Origin of the sequence: Azospirillum brasilense, from assembly GCF_001315015.1 — a bacterium.
GTDB classification, from domain to species: Bacteria; Pseudomonadota; Alphaproteobacteria; order Azospirillales; family Azospirillaceae; genus Azospirillum; species Azospirillum brasilense.
Genome location: NZ_CP012914.1, coordinates 347,083 through 366,696, shown reverse-complemented (window position 1 = coordinate 366,696; position 19,614 = coordinate 347,083). Strand labels below are relative to the sequence as shown.

Sequence of the window (19,614 nt, the reverse complement as noted above, 5' to 3'; positions counted from 1 at the left end):
GCTTGCTTTCAAATAAGGAGTAGTTAGCTCGAAGAATCCTTCCATCATCACATTGAAACAGCACGAAAAATGCTACACAGGCCCATCCCTCGCGATATTGGTAAAGGTAAGGAGCCGTGGGAGACATAACCCCGTTGGTCGTGGCAATTCCGCACCGGTCAACAGGTTTAACTACACAAAAGCCTGTCACAGATGGGGCAAAAGATGAGCCTTATTCTTAACGTAACCGGGCATGAAGCCAACATGTTGAAGCTTGCGTGGAGCAGCCAAGACTGGGCGCTTGCCCCGTACACGGTTGGAAGAGAGCTGGTGGAGTCACAAAGCGCAAACATCCGGCACATACTTTGTGAGCTCTCCTATCATTACGGGCACCACCCAAGCCCCGATTACACGCCATATTTCAAAAGATTGGTTGATGCAGGTCAAAAGTTGTCCACGGCTCTTTTTACCTCTGTCGGAGCCGGCGAGGAAGCTGCCGCACAAGCGGAGTTGATTGTTTCCGACATAAGAGAACGTCAACGCCTAACGGTATACTCAGATGCAACCGCGCATATTCCATGGAATTTCATATGCCGTGACATCGGTAAGTGGGAAGAATTTGCGCCAAGTGGGAATTTCGAAGATTTTAGTGACTTTTGGTCAAATCTATTCAGCATAACCGTAAGGTTCAACAAAACCGATTTCCTGCCAGACAAACCGCTAGAGCGGTCGAGTTTTAAGGTCCTTTATATCTTAAACAAAACCCATTACCAACAAGCACGAAAGCATTTGAACGAAGAAGAACAGGAGTGCTTGGACCGACTTCTCGAGATCGACGTCGGCAATGTCACTGACTGGGATTCCGGTCGCCAAAGGTGGCGGCAGATATCAAGCAATAACAGCTTGCTTTATATATTTGGTCACTCGGATGGAACAAGCATCGTTCTCGACGAGGACGCTGACCCTCACGACACCAAGTACCGCTTAGATGCGGCAGGTCTGATGCAGGTTTTTAGAAAACGCGAACGGCAAAGATCGGCAACCATCTGCTTTTTCAATGGCTGCCATACTGCCGCCGGAAAGATGGATAACAGCTTTTTGCCGATTACGTCGACACCCGGGTTCTATGGGTTTATCGGCACGGAAGCTGAGGTTTCGAACATTTTTGCAACCCGATACGGAATAAATTTCATGAAACGTGTTTGTGAGGAAGGCATGTCCGTTCAAGAGGCATACGATAGCCTCAAAACCGATCTCTTCCCGCAATCTCTTCTATATTCGTGCTTTGCGCATGCGAAATATCGTGTTGAGTCCTCAAAGCAATCGTGACAGGAGGCTTAGTCAATGAGCCATAGCCTCAAGCTACGACAGCCCGGAAAAAGCTTTTTCATTTGGCCTTCAGAACCTTATAAGGGCCTGAACTACTATACCGGGATGGATGCACCGTTATTTACCGAGAGAGAGGACGAGGTAGAGGACTGCGCAGTGATACTCGGCGAGTACAGCACTCGGCTTCTGCTTTTGCACGGAAGAACTGGCACGGGAAAATCGTCATTTCTTCGTGCCGGATTGGTTCCTAAGCTCGAAGAGCAGGCGTCCCGGTTCTACTTCCTCCGAGAAAGTGGAAATCACATCGATCCGATTTTTGTCCGTTGCACAAACGATCCTATTTCCCGCCTTCAACAAGCACTAAGGCGCGCGTACTATGGTGACCCGATATTAGCGGGTGTTGGAGATGATTGCAGGCGCAGAATGGCAGATGCGCTCTGGCCTGGCTTCATACAGAGCAAGAAAGAATTAGCTGATAGCGTTCTCCAAGCCATTTCGGCTGTGAGCTCAATGTTGCCCCAAACATTGGTGTTGGTCATAGACCAATGCGAAGAAATATTCACGTTACAAAACCTAGCAGATCCACAAAGCCGCAGAAGCGCATTCGTGTATTTCCTGGAGGAGTGCTGCCTGAGAAGTTTTGATGTGAAAGTAATATTGGCACTCAGAACGGAGTATTATGGACAGTTCTGCGACTCTTTCAGAGTTAATCCAACTCTTCGCATCACGTCTTCTCCACGTGTCGGATTTGAGCAGTTCATGCTGCTTGGTCTGCACGATAAAAAGTCTATTGTATCTGTCATACTAAGGCCGACCAGTGATGTACAAATCGGAGCTTATGGTTCCCCGAAAAATGTTTATGAATTTTCTTACGCGCCGGGTGTAGCCGACAAGATAGCAGAAGACTTACTGGTGACCTACGGCGAATCAAGCATCCTTCCCGTTTTGCAAATAGTATCCAAAGATTTGTACAAGAGGGCAAAACTAGAGGGAGGGGACTGCCTCGTAACAATGGCAAAATACCGCAACCTTGGAGGAGTCGGCGGCAGCCTTGATAACTATATCGATGAGGCGCTAAAGGAAGTCCTTTCCAATACTGCAAGCGGCGTCATCGACTCGCAGCAAATTACGAAGTGGCGGCGCGTACTGTCTATGCTCGTCGCGCGCCACGAAGGGGGGGCAATCACGAGCATAATTGAGGATGAAAAGGAGCTTATCAGCATCAGCAGACAAGAGGGAATTACAGGTGACCATCAGAAAATTCTCGAAGCCCTGTCTGATGATCAGTGGCGGCTGCTTAGGCAGATTGTCACTTTCGATGAAGACAGTGAGCAGGACGGCGATCATCGCTCGTGCGTTGAAACGCGACGTGATTACAGCCTCGGCCACGACGCAATTGCAATAGCGCTGTACCATTGGAGTGAAGCTGAGGCGAAAGTCGAGCGCGAACGCACTCTCCTCGAAGAGCAAGCAGCGCTTGAGCGCAAAAAGATTGAAGAGAAGTCAGCGGAAGAGCTGAAAAGGGTTGAGCGTCGAAACAACGAGGAAATGGAGCGTGCAAAAAGACAATTTAGAGCTTTAAAGTGGACGACGGCATGGGTTGGAACAGTTCTTGCGCTCCTGTTGTTGATCGTTTTTTGGCAAGCAACAGCAAAAAGGAACGAATTTGTGAGAAAAGCGGTCAGCATCTCCCAAGCTGACCAGACTCCAGACTTTAGGCGTCGCATACTGTTGTTGCTCACCTCGCTGTCGAGAGCGGATGGGCTTTGGAAGGTGCTGGTACCGTCTGGGCAGACGACGGAAAGACTTAGGTCTATTCTGCTGAGTTCGCCAGTGTCTGGTGGTGCATTCGAAGCGATCGGCCTGAGCAAGGATGGTCGCCAGCTGGCCCTACTCGATAAAAGTGGTGCAGTGAAAGTTCAAATAATGGGAGAACGCGACAGTGTAATTGCGGGACAGATTCCAAGCGATATGCTCTCCGCAAACATGCGTTGGCATTCTCCAGCGGTCGGGTTTGTCCATGGGTTCGATAAACCGGTCGCTGTGGCAAATGGACGCTTCGCATTCTGGAGCGAAGGGAAATACAGGTCCGTCTTGCTTGGCCAAATTATGCCTAGCTGGGGAGTCGAACCGTCCAGACCGTTTGTTGAGATCGCGGCTGGCAGCATCAGATTCACTTATTGGCTCCGTAGCAATGGAGCCGACGACGAATATCGAATTTACGTCGTTCGCCCCCAAATCACATCCGATGATTCTATCAAACCAATGGAAAATTCTACGCCCATAATTATTCCGGTAACAGCCGGATCGTCGTGGCCTGCACTTGCGGCGCGCTCCAGTTTGGCTGCTGTTATTGCGCGGCCAAGCAGAGGGAGCGCGGCGCAGCGTCAGTTGGAGATTATTGATCTTCAATCTGGGAGACTGGATGGTCCACTGGTTTTCGACTCGGATGGCCCTAGGAGGGATGGAGCCACAGAAGTCGACCCTCCGCGGCTTCTTGCTATTGCAGAGGATGGCCGCGGGATACTGGTGCGCCGTGAAAGAGGATTGCTGAACATGTTGCGCTACGAGGACGGGGTAATTTCACCAGCTTCGAACATCGAGCTGCCCGAGAACTTGCAGGAATTTTGGCGACCTCGAGGCTTCTCCACAAGCCTGGTCGGAGCCGCAGTCAAAGCGAGCGACCGAACCGAGGCCTGGAATTTCGCTTGGCTTAGCCCGAGTCGCGTTGTGCATGTTCATGTCGATGATGAACGCATTGTCGACACTCGAGAGCTTCTAAGTGGGTTGGACGGAGGAACAAGAATTTCCTACAGCGACGACGGAAATTACATCGTTCTAATAAATCGGGGTTGGGCGTCCGAATCTCATTACAGAGTATGGAACCTGTCTAAAGACCGTGAAGTTGCAATAAATAGAATTGTAGACAGTGGAGTTTATGACGATATTTTCCATGAGTCCTGCGAGGTTGCCCGTATCGCTGGTGATCCAACATTTTCAAAGCTCGAAAGGGCGATTTGGGTGGGTGATGATCCGACGGATCCATGTTTGTCATACAAACGCCAAGGGAGACAATAATGCCAACGCTTGCCGATCGCATCAAAACACTATTTGATACCATAGGCACTGGCAAGATGCCCGTGCCAGAAACCTTGGTCATTCCTCCTAAGCATTGTGAGCCTGCTACATCAGCCGGATATGAAATACGCCAGAACCGCGACTATTTTCAATTTAAGATTGATGAACTTTTTCTCGCTTCCGGTCGTGAATGGTGGGCGACTTACGATCCGATGGTCGTTGTCCTAATCAATTTCCTGTACGGCGACAAAATGATTGCCGTGCCAGCTGTTGTCGGAACGCAGTTGTTCGGTCAGCCTAGGGATATGGTGCCCCACGGTGCAGTACTGCACGATACGCACATTACAGGCCCCCATCCGTTTCGTGGTGGACGCATTTCTGTGAGCATTATTCTGTATAAGGTCAAAAGAAATGACTATGCTCGAAATCTTATGAAATTCATGGAAAATGTTTCAGGACTTCTCGCGGTTGGCGCCAGTGTCGAGATGGCGGCGAAGCTGGGCAACATCGTTGTCGACGGCCTCGAGTCCATTTTGGACCTTGGAGATACAACTCCGATCGTTGGTCACAGGTTCGAAATCGATACCTCGAGTGTTCGCGGCTTTGTCGCAAACTATTACTCCTTGATCAATTCCGCAGGGTCGGATGTATCAAAATTGCGTGTGGTTGATGGAAGGCTGCACCTTCAATCCGATGATGGAGGCTTCGAAAAGTTCATGAGCTCTGATTACGTGCTTTACAGTTTTTCTGGGATGGAATCTCGCAATGACGTGAGTTCCTTACCTTTTCATAAACTAAGAGATCAAGCACTTGAAGCAGCCATGATGGGTGACCAGGAGAACTATCAACGAGCAAAAGCGCTTCTTCTAACGCTTTTCCAACAGATGGTGCTCAGCCCTGATCTCTGCAGGCATCAAGTCCAATCTTTGTTTGAACAATTCAAAACAGAGTTGATGATCAAACATAAAGAAGCCACTGATGTGTTAACAATGTCTTCCAAGAAGGAAACGGCAAAGCCGGTTTCGAAGTTCATCGAGGTGAACCGAGCTCTTAATGAGCTTAGCCTTTGATCATCGCTGCGACTGAACACTTCGGTGGCGGGCTCAGGATCAGGCAAGCCGGACACCGGCATGGCGGCCGTCCTGCCCTCGCCACGACGCAATCACCACGCACTGCCCGCCCACTTGCCGTGCACCGCGGTCCTGCTCGGTATTGCCAAGAAGAACTGTCATTGCTGCAGCAGGACCTTGCATGAGACTGGCGCCGACGTGTCTGAAATGCTCAACATGATCCCGACGCAGTTCCCCGTGAGGGTGAGCCGGCGCCCACGTTACGGCTGCCCCCAATGTGCGAGCGCCATGGTGCAGGCGCCGACTCCCGATCATTCCCTCACCGGCGGCTTGGCCACCAAGGCGCTGGTCGCCCACATCCTTGTGCCGAAATGCGTGGCCGGTGATTATGGGCAGGTCGTCGGCGGCACTGCGGAGTTTTCCGACTCCGCCAGCATTTATCGGTCTGCTGGACTGCGCATAGCCGGAGGCTCTGGAGAAACGGCGTCAGTTGGTCGGGCGGTCGTCACCTTGGCCCGTCGATGTTCGGCAATGGCAGTCGATCCAGAGCGCGTTCCTCCATCAACCGATCGGACTCGATGTACATGCGCTTGGCCGTCGGCTCTCAGGGCCCAGCCACAGCGCGGTTACGGTGATGCCGATCCCGGACTGCAGCAGATGCATGACTGTCCGCCGACGTGCCGCGGTATTCACGAACGTTTTTCCGTACCGCTTCCGTACGGTGCATTTGAGGGGAATTGTTGGGCGCTAAGCCCTTGAAAAGCTTGGAGCGGGTGAAGGGAATCGAACCCTCGTCGTAAGCTTGGGAAGCTTCTGCTCTACCATTGAGCTACACCCGCGCGCCGCATGTTTATAGGCGACGCTTTCGCCGCTTTCAAGCGGTTCGAGCATGCCACAGGCGGGATTCGGCAAGTTCCCGCGGGGACGCGGCGAAAACCGACACCAGCGGCGAGATCAGTCGCGGAAACAAGGCGGTGCCGCCGGCCTCCTGCCGAACGTCCTCGTTCGCGGGCACGCCGTAGCCCTCGTCCACCGTCGGGACGGTCACCATGCCGGCGGCGCCGGCCAAGGCGCCGGGGACCAGTTCCAGGCCGAGGAAGCGGTCGAGATCCACCGGTCCCGGCAGGGCCATGTCCAGCGTCAGCTCCCGCGTGAAGCCGAACCGCGCGTAATAGGGCGCGTCGCCGACCAGGATCACCGCCCGGTGACCCAGCGCCGCCGCCTTGTTCAGGCTCATCCGGATCAGCTTGCTGCCGAGCCCGCCGCCCTGCAGCCGGTCCGACACGGCGATCGGGCCGAGCAAAAGTGCCGGCACCGTGCCGCCGATGGTCACCGGCCAGTAGCGGATCGTGCCCTCCAGGATCTCGTTGCCCAGTTCGTCATGCTCGATGGCGACGAAGCCGAGCTCCGGGATCGGGGCCACGCCCTCCCGCAGCTTGTAGGCGGTCTTCTTGAAACGATCCGGACCAAAGGACCGGTCGAGCAGGGCTTCGATCGCCGCGTCGTGCCGCGGCTCTTCCAGGGAGATCATCATGTCAAGGGGCTTCCCGGCAGAAAGACTGTGGTCGGAGGCGGATCGCGCCGCCGCGCCGGGGGAGCGCCGGATCAGTGCCGGCGGAGACCCGAAGCGTCCGCACGCGACCCAAGGACGGCCGCACCCGCGCGCTGCGCGGCGTGGCTTCGTCGTCGGATGCTGATGCTGTGCGGACGAGACATGGGCAAGGCTCTTCGGCCGTTGCAGGGACCTCGCATATACCACCGGTGGACAGGGGGTTCAAGCGATCGTGAAAGGGCCGGAACCGGACCCTCGCGCATGGCTTCCCGGTGTGTCCTGCATGCATCGCCGGGGCACCCGTCCCGCCGCTTCCGGGCATCCGGAGGGGGTGTCCCCCGCTCCACCACTGGACAGGGGCTTTCCCCCGCCCCTATTCTCAGGATCGGGAGTGCCGCCATGTACACGAAAGTCACCCGCGCGATCCGCGTCACCGTCCAGCCGGTCTTTCTCGACGAGCAGTCCATGCCCGCCGAAAGCCGCTATGTCTGGGCCTATCACGTCCGGATCGAGAACGAAGGCCAGGAAACCGTCCGGCTGCGCACACGCTATTGGCACATCACCGACGCGCTGGGGCGCGTGCAGGAGGTCCGCGGGCCGGGCGTGGTGGGCGAACAGCCGGTGCTGGAGCCCGGCGGCAGCTTCGAATACACCAGCGGAACCCCGCTTCCCACGCCATCCGGCATCATGGTCGGCTCCTACCGGTTCGAAACGGGCGGCGGTGAGGCCTTCGACGTGGCGGTTCCCGCCTTTTCGCTGGACAGCCCGCACCAGCCCCGCCAGCTGAACTGACGCCGGTCGTCCAGCGGTTGCCAGTGAAAGTCTGCCCGCCCCGCCCAACCAATCGCCGCAGCGCGGGCTGAAAGACCGAGCCCGGCGCCTTGACTGTGGGGCCTTCGAACCCACTTGCGCCATATTCCGCCCTGCCGCCTGCCCGCCTTCGCGAAGATCCTGGTGATCCGGGCAAGCTGCGGGTCGTATTCATACCTGACAGGCTGGCTCCGGCATTGTGTGCCGCGGCGACGGGCCGCATATGACCAGAACCTGTTTGACCGCGACCTGTCTGACCAGGAAATCGAAAGGCTTCGCCCCGTGACGGCTTCCAAGACCCCGCACGCCGACAACGTCCTCCGCGGCCCCGGCCACCCCACCGGCACCAGCCATGGCGAGACCGCGCGCCCCACCCGTGCCGAGGCCGAGGATGCCGTCCGCACGCTGATCCGCTGGGCGGGCGACGATCCGGCGCGCGAGGGCCTGGTCGGCACGCCGGACCGGGTGGTCCGTTCCTACGAGGAGTTCTTCGCCGGTTACGCCATCGACCCGGAAGAGATCCTCGCACGCACCTTCGAGGAGACCGACGGCTACGACGAGATGGTCGTCCTGCGCGACATCCGGTTGGAATCCTACTGCGAGCACCACATGGTGCCGATCATCGGCAAGGCGCACGTCGCCTACCTGCCCCGTCAACGGGTCGTCGGCATCTCCAAGCTGGCGCGTCTTGTCGAGGCCTATGCCAAGCGCCTGCAAATCCAGGAAAAGATGACGGCGCAAATCGCCAACGCCATCGATCAGGTGCTCCAGCCCGAAGGCGTCGCCGTGGTGATCGAGGCGCAACACCAATGCATGACCACCCGCGGCGTGCACAAGACCTGTGTCACCATGGTGACCAGCCGGATGCTGGGCGCCTTCCGCAGCGACCCATCCACCCGGCGGGAGTTCCTGTCGATGATCGGCAACCCCGGCTCGCGTGCCGAATGAGGCGTCGTCGCGCTAATCCGCGCGGATGCCGTGTTGGCGCAACAGGCTGTAAAGCGTCGGGCGGCTGACCCCCAGCAGGCGCGCCGTCGCCGACAGGTTGCCGCCGGAGCGGGCCAGCGTGTCGAGCAGGGCACGCCGCTCCGTCTCGTCGCGCAGGACGCGCAAAGTCGGCGGGGCGTCCCCGATGGCCAGCCGGCGCCCTTCCAGTTCCAGGTCGGCGCGCTGGAAGGCGCGCTGCACCACCCCCGCCAGCTCCTGCGCGTCGATCGGTTTGCCGCACACCTCGTGGGCGCCGCGGGCCACCGCGCGCACCGCCAGCACCCGCTGGTCGTGCGGGGCGAGCGCGATGACCTTGATCGACGGCGCCTCGCCCAGGATCAGCGACAGGGCGTCCAGGCCGTCGCCGCCTCCGTTTGGCGATTCCGCCAGTTGGGCCAGATCGACCGACAGGGCCACCACCGGGGGCCGGTGCGCCCGCACCGCCTCCAGCGCGTCCGCCACGCCGCCCGCGGCGACGATCCGGCACACCGGCAGGGCGTCCTGGACCCGGCCTTCCAGGGTGGGATCGTCATCGACGACAAGCAGCGTGCGTGGGACCATGATTCTCCAACTCTCCGACCGGGAAGCGGGCCGGCGGTCAGAATCGCGGCAGGCGGCCCGTCTGTCCAAGGCGCGTTGGCATGAACACCGACGCAATTTGGGCAAAATTGCGTCGTCGAAAGGGGTGCACCGCGGCGTTGCGCCTTCCCCTCGGTCCCCCTCTCCCCCTCGCCGGGGCGGTCTGCTAAGCTCCCGGCGTGAAAGGGCGAATCCGCGCCCGGGGGAGCAAGGTCGAGATGGCGGCGAAGGTCACACCGGCGGTGAACGCGGCGAAGGCGGCGGGAATGGCCCACCGCCTGATGGAGTATGAGTACGACCCCTCGGCGGACGCCATCGGCCTGCACGCCGCGGCGGCCATGGGGCTGGACCCGGCGGTGGTCTACAAGACGCTGATCGTCCAGCTGGAGCCGAAGGCGCTGGCCTGCATCGTCATCCCCGTCGCGGCGAAGCTGGACCTGAAGGCGCTGGCCGCCGCCGCCGGGGCGAAGAAAGCCGATCTCGCCGATCCCACGTTAGCGGAGCGCACCACAGGCTACATGGTCGGCGGCATCAGCCCGCTGGGCCAGCGCAAGATTCTGCCCACCTTCATCGACGCCAGCGCCGAGACCTTGCCGGAGATGGTCGTCAACGGCGGACGGCGCGGCCTGCAGATCGCCCTGGCCCCGGCGGATCTCGCCCGCGCAACCAAGGCCGTGGTGCGGCGGATCGTCGTGCAGTAGGCGAAACGGGCGGAAGCCGTCAGCGCCGCGCACCGGCCCACAAGGTGCCCAGCCCGGCGGCGGCGATCAGCCCCCCGCCCAACAGCACCGCGGGCGACGGACTCTCGCCCCACCACACGAAGCCGATGGCCGCCGAGGCCGCGATCCCCAGATAATCGATGGGCGCCAGCACCGCCGCGGGCGCCCGGCGGAAGGCGGCGGCGTTCAGCAGGATGGCCGCCCCCGCGGCGAGGCCCAGCAGCAGGAAGACCGGCAGGTCCGCCGGCTCGGGCATCCGGAAACCGGTCAGCAGGGCCGCCGGGGCGGTCAGCAGGCACCCCGCCAGCACGAAGACCAGCCCGGTGGCCGCCGGCCCGTCGGCCTGGGCCGTCCGCCGGGTCGCCAGGATGCAGACCGCGTTGAGGAAGGCCATGGCGAGCATGGCAAGGCTCCACGGCTCCAGCCGCGTCGGCGGGGCGATCAGGAAGACGCCGGCCATCCCCAGCGCGACGCAGACGGCGGAAGCCGCCCCCGCCCGCTCCCCGATGGCCGGGCCGGACAACAGCACCACGAACAGGGGCGCGGCATAGGACAGGGCGACCAGATCGGCGAAGGGCAGATGCTGGGTCGCCGCGTAGAAGATCAGCGCCGCCCCGACGCCGCTCAGCGCCCGCACCGCGTGGCCGCCGGGGCGGGTGACGGACAGGGCGCGCCGTCCGGCCATCGCGACGGCCGCCGGGGCGACCACCAGCAACGACAGCAGGAAACGCAGGAACAACACCTCCGCCGCGCCGTAGCGGGCGCCCAGTTCGCGGGCCAGCGCACCGGCGGTCAGCACCAGGGCGAGCGACGCCGCCATCAGCAGCGCCGCCCCCGCGATGCCGGGCCGCCTTTCCGCGCTCCTCCGAAAGGGCAGAGTCCGCTCAGCGGGCGGAACGCTCAAGCGTCGCGCACTCCCTCAGGAACTCCTCGCGCAGATCGCGCGACTCCAGCAACTCGCCGTGGAAGGAGCTGTTGACCATGCGGCTGTCATGGCCGGCACGCACGCCGCGGTGGGTTTTGCACATGTGCACGGCGCTGATCCGCACGGCCAGCCCGCGGGGCCGGGTGGCCTCGACGATGAAGTTGCCGATCTGCTTGACCAGTTCCTCCTGGATCTGAAAGCGCGCGGCGAAATGGTCGACGATCCGGTCGTACTTGGACAGGCCCAGGATGTTGCCGCCTTTGGCCGGCAGGATGCCGATGAAGGCCGTGCCGTAGATCGGCATCAAATGGTGCGCGCAGGTGGAGCGCACGGCGATCGGGCCGGTGACGATCAGATGGTCGAATTCCTCGGCGTTCCTGAATTCGGTCAGCGCCGGCGGTGCGGTGAAACGGCCCTTGAGAAGCTCGCGCACCAGCATCTTGGCGACACGGCGCGGCGTGTCGCGGGTGTTGTGGTCGTTGCGGTGATCGATCCGCAGCACGTCGAGCAATTCTTCGACCTTCCGCGCCGCGGCGTCGATCATGGCCGCCTCGCCCGCGGCGTCCAGCGGCGTGTCGAGCGCCTCGTTCGACCGGCGCGCCTCCATCGCCTCCTGCACGAGGGCGAGAACATTTGCCTGCACCGTCATAAAACCCGATCCCTTCTTCGTTGCTTATCCCCGGCGAGGCCCACGCCGGGTGTACTCATGCCTGGCTTGCCGGGTCCGGACGCGGCGCCAACCCGCCGACCCGTTCCGCCGGGAAATGGAGAGAGGCCCGAAGGCCGCAACCCGCCGCGCCTTCCAGCCGCAGCCGGCCGCCATGCGCCTCCATCAGGCTCTTCACGATGCTGAGCCCCAGCCCCGACCCCTGGAAACGGCGCGTCGCGCCGTCCTCCGCCTGATAGAACGGCTGCGCGGCCTTTTCAATCTGCTCCGGCGTCATGCCGATGCCCTGGTCCTGCACGGCAATGACGAAGCCGCCCTGCGGGTCCAGCCACGCCTGCACGTCGATCGCCGACGGGGCGGTGCTGAACTTCACGGCGTTGGACAGCAGGTTCAGCATCATCTGCCGCACCGCCCGCTCGTCGGCCTGAAGCACCGGCCAGACCGCCCCCGCCGCCGTCCGGATCGTCCGGCCCCGCCCGGCCTGGGTCCCCAGCACCGTGGCGATGGCGGTGCCCACCACCTTGCGCGGATCCACCGAATCGAAGGTCAGGTTGGCGTGGCCCGATTCCATCTGGGCAACCGTCAGGATGTCGATGACCAGACCCAGCATGTGCCGGGCACTGGTCAGGATGTAGCCCGCATACTGTGCGTGCTCCCGCTGGGCGTTCTCCCGGCGGGTGGTTTCCTTCGTGCTGCCGGGCGGGGGGGCGGGACGGCGGCCACCGCCGCCGATGTCGCCATCGTCGCGGATCAGTTCCGAAAAACCGATGATCGCGTTCAGCGGGGTGCGCAGCTCGTGGCTCATGGTCGCCAGAAAGCGGGTCTTGGCCTGGCTGGCCTCCTCCGCCTGGGCGATGGCCGTTTGCAGGGCACCGGCCATCGCCTCCATCCGGTCGTGCGCCTTCCGGATGGCCCGGTTCTGGATCAGCAGCACCGAGATGAACAGAATGCCGCAGACCGCCAGACCGGCCGACAGCATGGAGAACAGCCCATGCAGATAGAGCAGGTGATCGTGCCCCTCGTCCACCAGCTCCCCGCCGAACTGGGAAGCGACGGACGCGAAGGCGTTGAGTTCGCGGTCGACGGGCTCCAGAACCGCCAGGGCGGCCAGAGCCTTGTCCGCTGGCGGCAGCGGCCCGGCCAGGATCGTGCCGACGGTGTTCAGCGCCTCCTCCAGCCGCACCACCGTGCGGCGATGCTGCGGGTAGCGGTCCATGAAGAGGGAAGCCTGCCCCCGCCCCAGCACGGCGATGCGGTTGCGCACGATGTCCAGGCGGAGCTGCACTTCTTCCGCGTCGACCTTGGCCCCCGGAAGTGCGCTGGCCAGGATGCGCTGCTCCAGCCGCGTCACCTCGCCCACCGTCTGGCTGGCGGCCCAGGCGAAGTTGTAGGGCGCGGCCCCCCGCAGCGCCTCACCGTAATTCACCACCAGCAGCGAGAGATAGGCGGCGGCCAAACCGAATCCGCCGGTCAGGATGGCCAGCCAGAGCCCAATGCGGCGCGTGCGGTCCTCCGACGCCCAGCCCAGCAGGCGGGACAGCCGCGATCTCTCTTTCGGCGCGGTCTCGGTCGGCGGAGTCACGGGGAGTGCCTTCACTTCACGGTCAGACGGGCAACCTGCCAGACCGAGCGTCCGAAATATTTCTGCCGGTTGGCTTCCGGATCATGGTCGAAATCATAAACGATGAACAGCGGTCCCTTGTCGCTGACCGGCATGTAGGCCCCGTCGCGCTTCAGCGCCAGGATCACCTTGCGGTTGCGGACATCGTCCATGGGGATTTCGCCGGTGTAGTCGTTCAGCGCCGTCGCGGTCAGCGTCTCGCCGCGCGCCTCCACACGCTCCATCAGGCGGGCCAGCGGCACCCCCTCGAAGGTCACCGGTTCCTTGTACCAGGGGGTGGCGGTGGTGAAGGACACCATGCCCAGCGCCTCCAGCATGGGACGGTCGAAGACCGCAGCACCGTCGCGGTTGCTCACCCCGATCTGGCCCGACACGATCAAAATCGGCTTTTCCGTCGGCTCCGGCAGCGTCCCGGCACTGGCCGCACCGGCAAGTACAAACAACGCCAGGGCGATAAGACGGCAAACAACTCTATCCACCATATCGGCTAACCGTCCGCTATTCGGCCATGCAACCTTTATCATGATTGCTTTCTGCGAACGATCCAACGAAAATTCTGTAAAAATCAGCCCCTCAATTTTCACATACGGAAAGGCGTATCGAAATCCGTTCATATTTGGCTCGTGAAATGATCAGCCTGCAACGATTTGGCATCATCGTTTCTCTCCGACTTTTCACATCTTTCCCATGCACATCCCGACCGACGGAACGCTTATGGACGCATTGATTCCGGTTTCCTCCGCACCCCTGCCACCGGCCGGCTACATCCTGGGAATCGGAACGAATGTGGAGCCCGATCTGAACGCGGCGCGGATCGCCGCCCGTCTGGCCAACCTGTTCGGCTCGGTCCTGCTCAGCCGCTTCTACCGCACGGCCCCGGTCGGCATGACGAGCGCCCATCCCTTCGTCAACTACTGCGCCTATGTGCCGAGCACGCTGGAGCCGGCCTGCTGCAAGGGGCTGTGCGTGGAGATCGAGCTGGCGCTGGGCCGCGACCGCGCGCACCCCTGCTGCAAGACGCGCGACCGCCCCGCCGACATCGACCTGATCGGTCGGGTGGGCCGCGCCATCCCGCTGGACGGCTTGGCGGCCCTGCGTCCCGATGCCTATCTGGCCGCCCCCTTCGCGGAGATCACCGCGCTTCTGACCGGGCGCCCCGTCCCACCGCCGCGGGGCGAGCTGTGCATCACCGCCACGCCGGGTTGCCGGGGCGGCTCCCCACGGTTAGGCGAGGCGCCGGCCACCGTCCACCGCGACGACGGCGCCGGTCTGATAGTGGTTCTGGAGGACGGCCTCCACCGCCATGCCGATGGCCTCCACCCCGCCCTCTTCGCCGAGCAGCGTCTCTGACAGCACGCGCGCACGCGCGTCGGGACCGTGCCATTCCTTGAACAGGATCGGACCCGGTTGGACGACGTTGACCTTCACCTTGGGGGCCAGACGCTTGGCGAAGGACAGCGCGAGGTTCTGAAGCCCGGCCTTGCTGGCGCAATAGGCGTCGAAAGCGGGGTTGGGGTTGTCGGCGTAGATGTCGGTGATGTGGACGATGTCGGCCCGCCGCGCCGAACAGGCGCCCAGCAGCGGCGCCAGTTCGCGGTTCAGCACGAAGGGCGCGCGCACATGAACGGCGTGGAAGACGTCGAGCTGCCGCAGCGCGTCCGCGGTGTCCGACGCCGTCACCTCGAAAGCCGAGGCGTTGTGGATCACCGCCCGCAGGCTTCCCGCCACGGCCCCCACCGCCGCAGCCAGCCGCGGCCCGCCGTCCGGATCGGCCAGATCGCCTTGCAGGCAGACCGCCCCGGCGGCGCGCAGCCGCTCCACACCTTCGGTGTGCGTGCGGTAATGGGCGACGACGGGGTGCCCCAGCGCCATCATCCGCTCGGCCAGATGCAGACCAACGCGGCGGCCGGCACCGGTGACGAGAACGGCGTCCTGCAACAGGGATGCGGTCATGGGAAGGCCCTCCATCGGATTGCGGGGTCAGCAGACTGCGGACCCGGCCGCGGAAGGAGGTGGTGACCCCGGCTGGACTCGAACCAGCTGCCTACGGTTTAGGAAACCGTCGCTCTATCCAGATGAGCTACGGGGCCACGGCGCAGAACATAGCGGCTCCGCCGCGACTTGCCAACCGTCCGTCTCCGGCCCGTTCGGAGGCCCTGCAAGCCGGCATGCCGAAAAGGTCACCGATGCCAACCGCACGGTGCATGGCGCGGCCGGCGAATCCGCTGGGCATGGGCACGCCGCTGCGTATACTGCGCCCATGGCACGCATGCTTTACCTGCGCGACATCGAGGTCGATGTGCACGTCCGCTGCCGCGCCTGCGGCCACGAGGGCGTGCTGCCGCGCGCGGACATGAACCGGCGCTTCGGCCCCAATTATCCGGTTTTGTCCATCGCCCCCCATTACCGCTGTTCGCGCTGCAATTCCCGCGACACCGAAAGCCGTCCGGCGCCCCCGCCCTTCTCGACGCCCGTGACGGCAGCGACCATGCAGGAGGACGCCCCGTCCTTCGCCGGGCCGCTGGCCGCCCTGCAAGGGCTGCTCGACGCGGTGCGGACCCGCGGCGATGCGATGGACGAGCCGGAGGCGGAGGATGCCGCGCCAGCCATGCGGGCGCCCGCCCCCGCACCCTCGACCGTTCGGGTCGAACCCGCCGCGCTGGATCCGGACTTGGATCTGGAACTGGAGCGGCTGGCGGCGGACGGTGGCGCCGCTCCCGAGTCGGGCCGGCGCCCGCTGTGGGAGCCGGTGTCGCTCGCCGACCTTGCCGGCCACGACGATGCCGCGGCGGACGACGCGGAGCGGAACGACGACGGGACGGACTTCGACGACGACGAGGATTGGAGCCCGCGCCGCTGGACTCTTCTGGACCGGGACGCCGATCAGCATGACGGCGGGGACGACGAAGCGGACCGGGTCGAGGCCATCGCCCCGCCGCCGACACCGCCCATCCGGTCGAGCCGCCCGACGGTTGCCGACGATCCGGACGACGACGCCTCCCGCTCCTTCGACCGCACCATCGCGGCGCTGCGCAGCATCTTGGACGGCCGTGGCGACGGCACCCGCGCGGAAGAGGCTGCGTCTCCGCCGCCTGCCCTGCCGACAGCCTTTTCGATCACGGACGCCATCGATCAGCCGGGCGAAGACGCCCCCGACGACGACCCCGATGAGGCGGAGCCGTCCAACGACGACATCCTGGGCTTCGCCATCCGCGACCCGGACAAGGCCCCGCCCCCGTGGGAGCGCCCCCGGGAGCGCCCCCGGGAGCGCGACCTCGCGCCCTCCGGAAGCGAACCACTGGACCGCACCATCGCCGCCCTGCGCAGCATGGTTCAGAAGGCGGCCGCCGACCGCGACGAGGACGAAGACGAGCAGGACCGCGACGGCGGCGTCGTGACTCCGCTGTTCGGCCGCTCGCGCAAGCCGGCCGACAGTGGCGATGCCGACACTGGCGATATTGATGTTGATGACGGTCCGGAAGAGGACGGCGCGGAGGATCGGAAAGCCGACGCCGATGACGCCTTCTGGAACCGCGAGGATGTGGATGGGGACGACGGGCCGGACGAGGAGAGCCTCCCCGTGCTGCGCAAGTCCGCCCAGGAACAGGACATGGAAGAGGCGTTGCGCGCCCTGCGCGCGCTCGTCGAGGCGGAAAGCGATCTGGACGACCCGCCCCACCCTGCCTGGAAAAGCGAAGCGCCCACCCGCTCCGACGCGGACGCCTTGCCCGGCTTCAAGCCGCTGCCGCGCCGCGCGGCGGAGCCGGAAGCGGAACCGGACGATGCCGACGAGCCTCTGGACCTCGTTGAGCCGGTCCCTGTGAGCGCGTCGGAAAAGCCCAAGCCCGACGCCGTCAGGCAGGCGAAAGGCAACGAGGCGGGAAAGAAAACCGCCAAGGACGATTCGGGCACGCTCGGCAAGACCCTGGCCGCGCTGCGCAACATGCTGGAGTTGGACGGCAAGCAGGGGCGCTGAGGCCCCGCTTGCCGTCCCTCCGAATCAGCCGTTCTCCGCCAGCACCGTGCCGGCCAGATAGAGCGAGCCGCAGATCAGCACGCGGGCCGGCCCTTCGACCCGCCGCGTCATATCCTCCAGGGCGCTGCCCACATCCGCCGCCGCCGCGCTGTCGGCGATGCCGCAGGCGCGGGTGGCCGCGGCGGTGTCCTCCGCCGTCAGCGACGCCTCCTCGCCGGGAATGGCGACGGTGCGGGCGGCGGAGACGAAGGGCGCCAGCGGACCCAGGAACTCCCGCGGCTCCTTGCTCGCCAGCATGCCGTAGACCAGCAGCAGCGGCCGTTGCGGCTCCTCCTCCGCCCAGCGTGCGGCCTGGACGGCCAGAACCTCGCCCGCCGAGTCGTTGTGGCCGCCGTCCAGCCACAGGTCCCAGCCGGCGGGCAAGGCCTCGGCCAGGGGGCCGCGGGTCAGCCGTTGCAGGCGGGCGGGCCAGTGCACGGCGGCGAGGCCGCGGCGCACCGCCGCGTCGTCGACCTTGACCGGCAAATGGTCCAGGCAGGCCAGCGCCACCCCGGCGTTGAGGATCTGGTGCGCTCCGGCCAGCCCCGGCAGCGGCAGCTCGATGCGGCGGCGGTCGCTTTCGAAGCGGAAACCGCCCGCGGTCGGGGTGACCGACCAGCCGGGAACCGGCGCGCCCACCGTCTCGGCGCGGATGGCCAGGGTGCGGGCCGCCTCCTCCGCGGGCTGCGGGAAGATCACGGCGGGGACGCCCGGCTTGAAGATGCCGGCCTTCTCGCCCGCGATGGCCTCCAGCGTGTCGCCGAGGAACTGGCGGTGGTCGTAGGAGATGCGCGTGATGGCGGTGACCGCCGGGCGGTCCACCACGTTGGTGGCGTCCAGCCGTCCGCCCAGCCCGGTTTCCAGCAGCACCACGTCCGCCGGCTCCCGCGCGAAGGCGAGCAGGGCGGCGACCGTCGTCACCTCGAAGAAGGTGATCGGCCCGCCGCCGTTCGCCGCCTCGCATTCCTCCAGCAGGGCGGCCAGCCGGTCGTCGTCGATCAGCGAGCCGGCCAGCCGGATGCGCTCGTGGAAGCGCACGAGGTGCGGCGAGGTGTAGACATGCACCCGCAGCCCCGCAGCCTCCAGCATCGCCCGCAGGAAGGCGAGCGTGGAGCCCTTGCCGTTGGTGCCCGCCACATGGACCACCGGCGGCAGGCGCCGCTCCGGATGGTCCAGCGCGGCGAGCAGCCGGTGCACGCGGTCCAGCGACAGGTCGATGACCTTGGGGTGCAGCCCCTTCAGCCGGTCGAGAACCGGATCGGCGAGCGACTCAGCGAGCGGCATGGCGGGATCAGGCCGGCTGCTCGGAGCCGGTCCTCTCGGCGCCGGCCTGGGCCGGCGTCTCGTCGGCGGCCTCCGCCTGGCTACGCGGCTCCTCCGCCTGGACGGCCGTGGCCGGCAGCGCTTCCGGCGCCACGGCCAGGACCGGCTGCATCAGCAGGGTCAGGACGCGCGACAGGGTCGGGCGCAGGTCGCGGCGATGGACGACCATGTCCACCATGCCGTGCTCCTGCAGGTATTCGGAGCGCTGGAAGCCCTCCGGCAGGGTCTCGCGGATCGTGCTCTCGATCACGCGGGCGCCGGCGAAGCCGATCTGCGCGCCCTTCTCGGCGATGTGGATGTCGCCGATCATCGCGAAGGAGGCGGTAACACCGCCGGTCGTCGGGTCGGTCAGCACCACGATGTAGGGCAGGCCGGCTTCCTTGACCATCTCCACCGCGATCGTGGTGCGCGGCATCTGCATCAGCGACAGGATGCCTTCCTGCATGCGCGCCCCGCCCGAGGCCGGGACGACGATCAGCGCCGCCTTCTGGGCGATGGCGGTGCGGGCGGCGGCCAGGATGCCCTCGCCCACCGCGATGCCCATCGAGCCGCCCATGAAGCCGAAGTCGAAGGCCGCGACGACCGCCGGCTGCCCGCCGATCAGGCCGGAGCCGACGACGATGGCGTCATGCCGGCCCGTCTTGGTCTGGGCCTCCTTCAGGCGGTCGGTGTAGCGCTTCTGGTCGCGGAACTTCAGCGGATCGACCACCGACTTCGGCAGCTCGACCGACTGGTAGTCGCCCTCGTCGAACATCGAGGCCAGCCGCTTGATCGGGTCTAGCCGCATGTGGAAGCCGCAATGCTGGCAGACGTTGAGGTTCTCCTCCAGATCGCGGTGGAAGAGCATCGCCTCGCAGCTCGGGCACTTGTGCCAGAGGTTGTCGGGAACCTCCTTGCGGGCATAGAGGGCGCGGATCTTGGGGCGGACGTAGTTGGTAAGCCAGTTCATCGCATTCTTCC

The 19,614-nt window shown here is 63.9% G+C and carries 17 protein-coding genes, 2 tRNA genes and 1 pseudogene; 9 read left to right on the top strand and 11 right to left on the bottom strand.

Translation table 11 applies throughout. The features are described 5' to 3' along the window. Nucleotides 1–204: 204 nt before the first annotated feature. Genes AMK58_RS30210 through AMK58_RS31900 form a run of 4 tightly spaced genes read left to right on the top strand, consistent with a single transcriptional unit; the run spans nt 205 to nt 6,215 of the window. Entirely contained in the window at nt 205–1,308 is a 1,104-nt protein-coding gene (locus AMK58_RS30210) for a hypothetical protein (RefSeq protein WP_137165161.1), read from the top strand. Nucleotides 1,309–1,323: 15 nt separating this feature from the next. After that, nucleotides 1,324–4,386, top strand: a complete 3,063-nt coding sequence (locus tag AMK58_RS30205; RefSeq protein ID WP_137165160.1) for an nSTAND1 domain-containing NTPase — start codon at nt 1,324–1,326, stop codon at nt 4,384–4,386. After that, nucleotides 4,386–5,456, top strand: coding sequence for a hypothetical protein (locus AMK58_RS30200; protein ID WP_137165159.1), 1,071 nt, complete (start codon nt 4,386–4,388; stop codon nt 5,454–5,456). Before AMK58_RS30205 ends, AMK58_RS30200 begins: the two co-directional genes overlap by 1 nt. Before the next feature lie 60 nt (nt 5,457–5,516). Beyond that, entirely contained in the window at nt 5,517–6,215 is a 699-nt protein-coding gene (locus AMK58_RS31900) for an IS66 family transposase zinc-finger binding domain-containing protein (RefSeq protein WP_079285286.1), read from the top strand. Between the two features lie 6 nt (nt 6,216–6,221). Here the strand turns inward: AMK58_RS31900 and AMK58_RS01710 are convergent. Both AMK58_RS01710 and AMK58_RS01705 read right to left on the bottom strand, forming a co-directional pair. Continuing rightward, nucleotides 6,222–6,295: transfer RNA gene (locus AMK58_RS01710), tRNA-Gly, on the bottom strand. 35 nt (nt 6,296–6,330) lie between these two features. After that, nucleotides 6,331–6,990, bottom strand: a complete 660-nt coding sequence (locus AMK58_RS01705; protein WP_035669510.1) for a GNAT family N-acetyltransferase — start codon at nt 6,988–6,990, stop codon at nt 6,331–6,333. Between the two features lie 417 nt (nt 6,991–7,407). Between AMK58_RS01705 and apaG the strand changes: the two genes are divergently transcribed. Together apaG and folE (AMK58_RS01695) are read left to right on the top strand one after the other, a co-directional pair. Next, nucleotides 7,408–7,800, top strand: coding sequence for a Co2+/Mg2+ efflux protein ApaG (gene apaG / locus AMK58_RS01700; RefSeq protein ID WP_014238636.1), 393 nt, complete (start codon nt 7,408–7,410; stop codon nt 7,798–7,800). 300 nt (nt 7,801–8,100) lie between these two features. Continuing rightward, on the top strand, nt 8,101–8,766 hold the full coding sequence (gene folE / locus AMK58_RS01695; RefSeq protein WP_035669512.1) for a GTP cyclohydrolase I FolE: 666 nt from the start codon (nt 8,101–8,103) through the stop codon (nt 8,764–8,766). A 12-nt stretch (nt 8,767–8,778) separates the two neighbouring features. Here folE (AMK58_RS01695) and AMK58_RS01690 read toward each other — a convergent pair whose 3' ends face one another. Beyond that, complete coding sequence (locus AMK58_RS01690) at nt 8,779–9,366, bottom strand: helix-turn-helix domain-containing protein (RefSeq protein ID WP_035669515.1); 588 nt, start codon at nt 9,364–9,366, stop codon at nt 8,779–8,781. 236 nt (nt 9,367–9,602) lie between these two features. Here AMK58_RS01690 and ybaK point away from each other — a divergent pair, with 236 nt between their 5' ends. Continuing rightward, nucleotides 9,603–10,085: a Cys-tRNA(Pro) deacylase gene (ybaK, locus tag AMK58_RS01685; protein ID WP_035669518.1), complete on the top strand. Its 483-nt coding sequence runs from the start codon at nt 9,603–9,605 to the stop codon at nt 10,083–10,085. 19 nt (nt 10,086–10,104) lie between these two features. Here the strand turns inward: ybaK and AMK58_RS01680 are convergent, their stop codons facing one another. From AMK58_RS01680 to AMK58_RS01665, 4 genes are read right to left on the bottom strand one after another with little or no spacing between them, the layout of a single operon-like run. Continuing rightward, nucleotides 10,105–11,007, bottom strand: a complete 903-nt coding sequence (locus AMK58_RS01680; RefSeq protein ID WP_137165158.1) for a DMT family transporter — start codon at nt 11,005–11,007, stop codon at nt 10,105–10,107. Further along, the gene (gene folE / locus AMK58_RS01675) at nt 10,988–11,677 is read right to left on the bottom strand and encodes a GTP cyclohydrolase I (RefSeq protein WP_059398525.1); all 690 of its coding nucleotides are present in this window, start codon (nt 11,675–11,677) and stop codon (nt 10,988–10,990) included. Before folE (AMK58_RS01675) ends, AMK58_RS01680 begins: the two co-directional genes overlap by 20 nt. Before the next feature lie 55 nt (nt 11,678–11,732). Next, complete coding sequence (locus AMK58_RS01670; RefSeq protein WP_051139992.1) at nt 11,733–13,277, bottom strand: sensor histidine kinase; 1,545 nt, start codon at nt 13,275–13,277, stop codon at nt 11,733–11,735. Between the two features lie 11 nt (nt 13,278–13,288). After that, nucleotides 13,289–13,690 (bottom strand): putative pterin-binding protein, encoded by a 402-nt coding sequence (locus AMK58_RS01665; protein ID WP_236778157.1) that lies wholly within the window; start codon nt 13,688–13,690, stop codon nt 13,289–13,291. Between the two features lie 313 nt (nt 13,691–14,003). Here AMK58_RS01665 and AMK58_RS31195 point away from each other — a divergent pair. Beyond that, nucleotides 14,004–14,387, top strand: a pseudogene (locus AMK58_RS31195) (2-amino-4-hydroxy-6-hydroxymethyldihydropteridine diphosphokinase); the annotation flags it as partial. A 153-nt stretch (nt 14,388–14,540) separates the two neighbouring features. On the opposite strand, the gene AMK58_RS01660 reads toward AMK58_RS31195, so the two are convergent. Together AMK58_RS01660 and AMK58_RS01655 are read right to left on the bottom strand one after the other, a co-directional pair. After that, nucleotides 14,541–15,269, bottom strand: coding sequence for an SDR family NAD(P)-dependent oxidoreductase (locus AMK58_RS01660; RefSeq protein WP_035669524.1), 729 nt, complete (start codon nt 15,267–15,269; stop codon nt 14,541–14,543). Between the two features lie 60 nt (nt 15,270–15,329). Next, nucleotides 15,330–15,406 (bottom strand) — tRNA-Arg (locus AMK58_RS01655). Nucleotides 15,407–15,576: 170 nt separating this feature from the next. Here AMK58_RS01655 and AMK58_RS30195 point away from each other — a divergent pair. Next, nucleotides 15,577–17,292, top strand: a complete 1,716-nt coding sequence (locus AMK58_RS30195) for an ICP22 family protein (protein ID WP_059398524.1) — start codon at nt 15,577–15,579, stop codon at nt 17,290–17,292. Between the two features lie 24 nt (nt 17,293–17,316). Here the strand turns inward: AMK58_RS30195 and AMK58_RS01645 are convergent, their stop codons facing one another. Together AMK58_RS01645 and accD are read right to left on the bottom strand one after the other, a co-directional pair. Continuing rightward, the gene (locus tag AMK58_RS01645; protein WP_035669528.1) at nt 17,317–18,615 is read right to left on the bottom strand and encodes a bifunctional folylpolyglutamate synthase/dihydrofolate synthase; all 1,299 of its coding nucleotides are present in this window, start codon (nt 18,613–18,615) and stop codon (nt 17,317–17,319) included. A gap of 7 nt (nt 18,616–18,622) precedes the next feature. Then, entirely contained in the window at nt 18,623–19,603 is a 981-nt protein-coding gene (gene accD / locus AMK58_RS01640) for an acetyl-CoA carboxylase, carboxyltransferase subunit beta (RefSeq protein WP_035669530.1), read from the bottom strand. Nucleotides 19,604–19,614: the final 11 nt, after the last annotated feature.

Excerpts from the sequence above, each read along its gene's own strand:
- ybaK (WP_035669518.1), top strand. The coding sequence starts at position 9,603 with ATGGCGGCGAAGGTCACACCGGCGGTGAACGCGGCGAAGGCGGCGGGA.
- AMK58_RS01660 (WP_035669524.1), bottom strand. The coding sequence starts at position 15,269 with ATGACCGCATCCCTGTTGCAGGACGCCGTTCTCGTCACCGGTGCCGGC.
- accD (WP_035669530.1), bottom strand. The coding sequence starts at position 19,603 with ATGAACTGGCTTACCAACTACGTCCGCCCCAAGATCCGCGCCCTCTAT.
- AMK58_RS30210 (WP_137165161.1), top strand. The coding sequence starts at position 205 with ATGAGCCTTATTCTTAACGTAACCGGGCATGAAGCCAACATGTTGAAG.
- AMK58_RS30205 (WP_137165160.1), top strand. The coding sequence starts at position 1,324 with ATGAGCCATAGCCTCAAGCTACGACAGCCCGGAAAAAGCTTTTTCATT.
- folE (WP_059398525.1), bottom strand. The coding sequence starts at position 11,677 with ATGACGGTGCAGGCAAATGTTCTCGCCCTCGTGCAGGAGGCGATGGAG.
- AMK58_RS01705 (WP_035669510.1), bottom strand. The coding sequence starts at position 6,990 with ATGATGATCTCCCTGGAAGAGCCGCGGCACGACGCGGCGATCGAAGCC.
- apaG (WP_014238636.1), top strand. The coding sequence starts at position 7,408 with ATGTACACGAAAGTCACCCGCGCGATCCGCGTCACCGTCCAGCCGGTC.
- AMK58_RS30195 (WP_059398524.1), top strand. The coding sequence starts at position 15,577 with ATGGCACGCATGCTTTACCTGCGCGACATCGAGGTCGATGTGCACGTC.
- AMK58_RS01645 (WP_035669528.1), bottom strand. The coding sequence starts at position 18,615 with ATGCCGCTCGCTGAGTCGCTCGCCGATCCGGTTCTCGACCGGCTGAAG.
- AMK58_RS31900 (WP_079285286.1), top strand. The coding sequence starts at position 5,517 with ATGGCGGCCGTCCTGCCCTCGCCACGACGCAATCACCACGCACTGCCC.
- AMK58_RS01690 (WP_035669515.1), bottom strand. The coding sequence starts at position 9,366 with ATGGTCCCACGCACGCTGCTTGTCGTCGATGACGATCCCACCCTGGAA.
- AMK58_RS30200 (WP_137165159.1), top strand. The coding sequence starts at position 4,386 with ATGCCAACGCTTGCCGATCGCATCAAAACACTATTTGATACCATAGGC.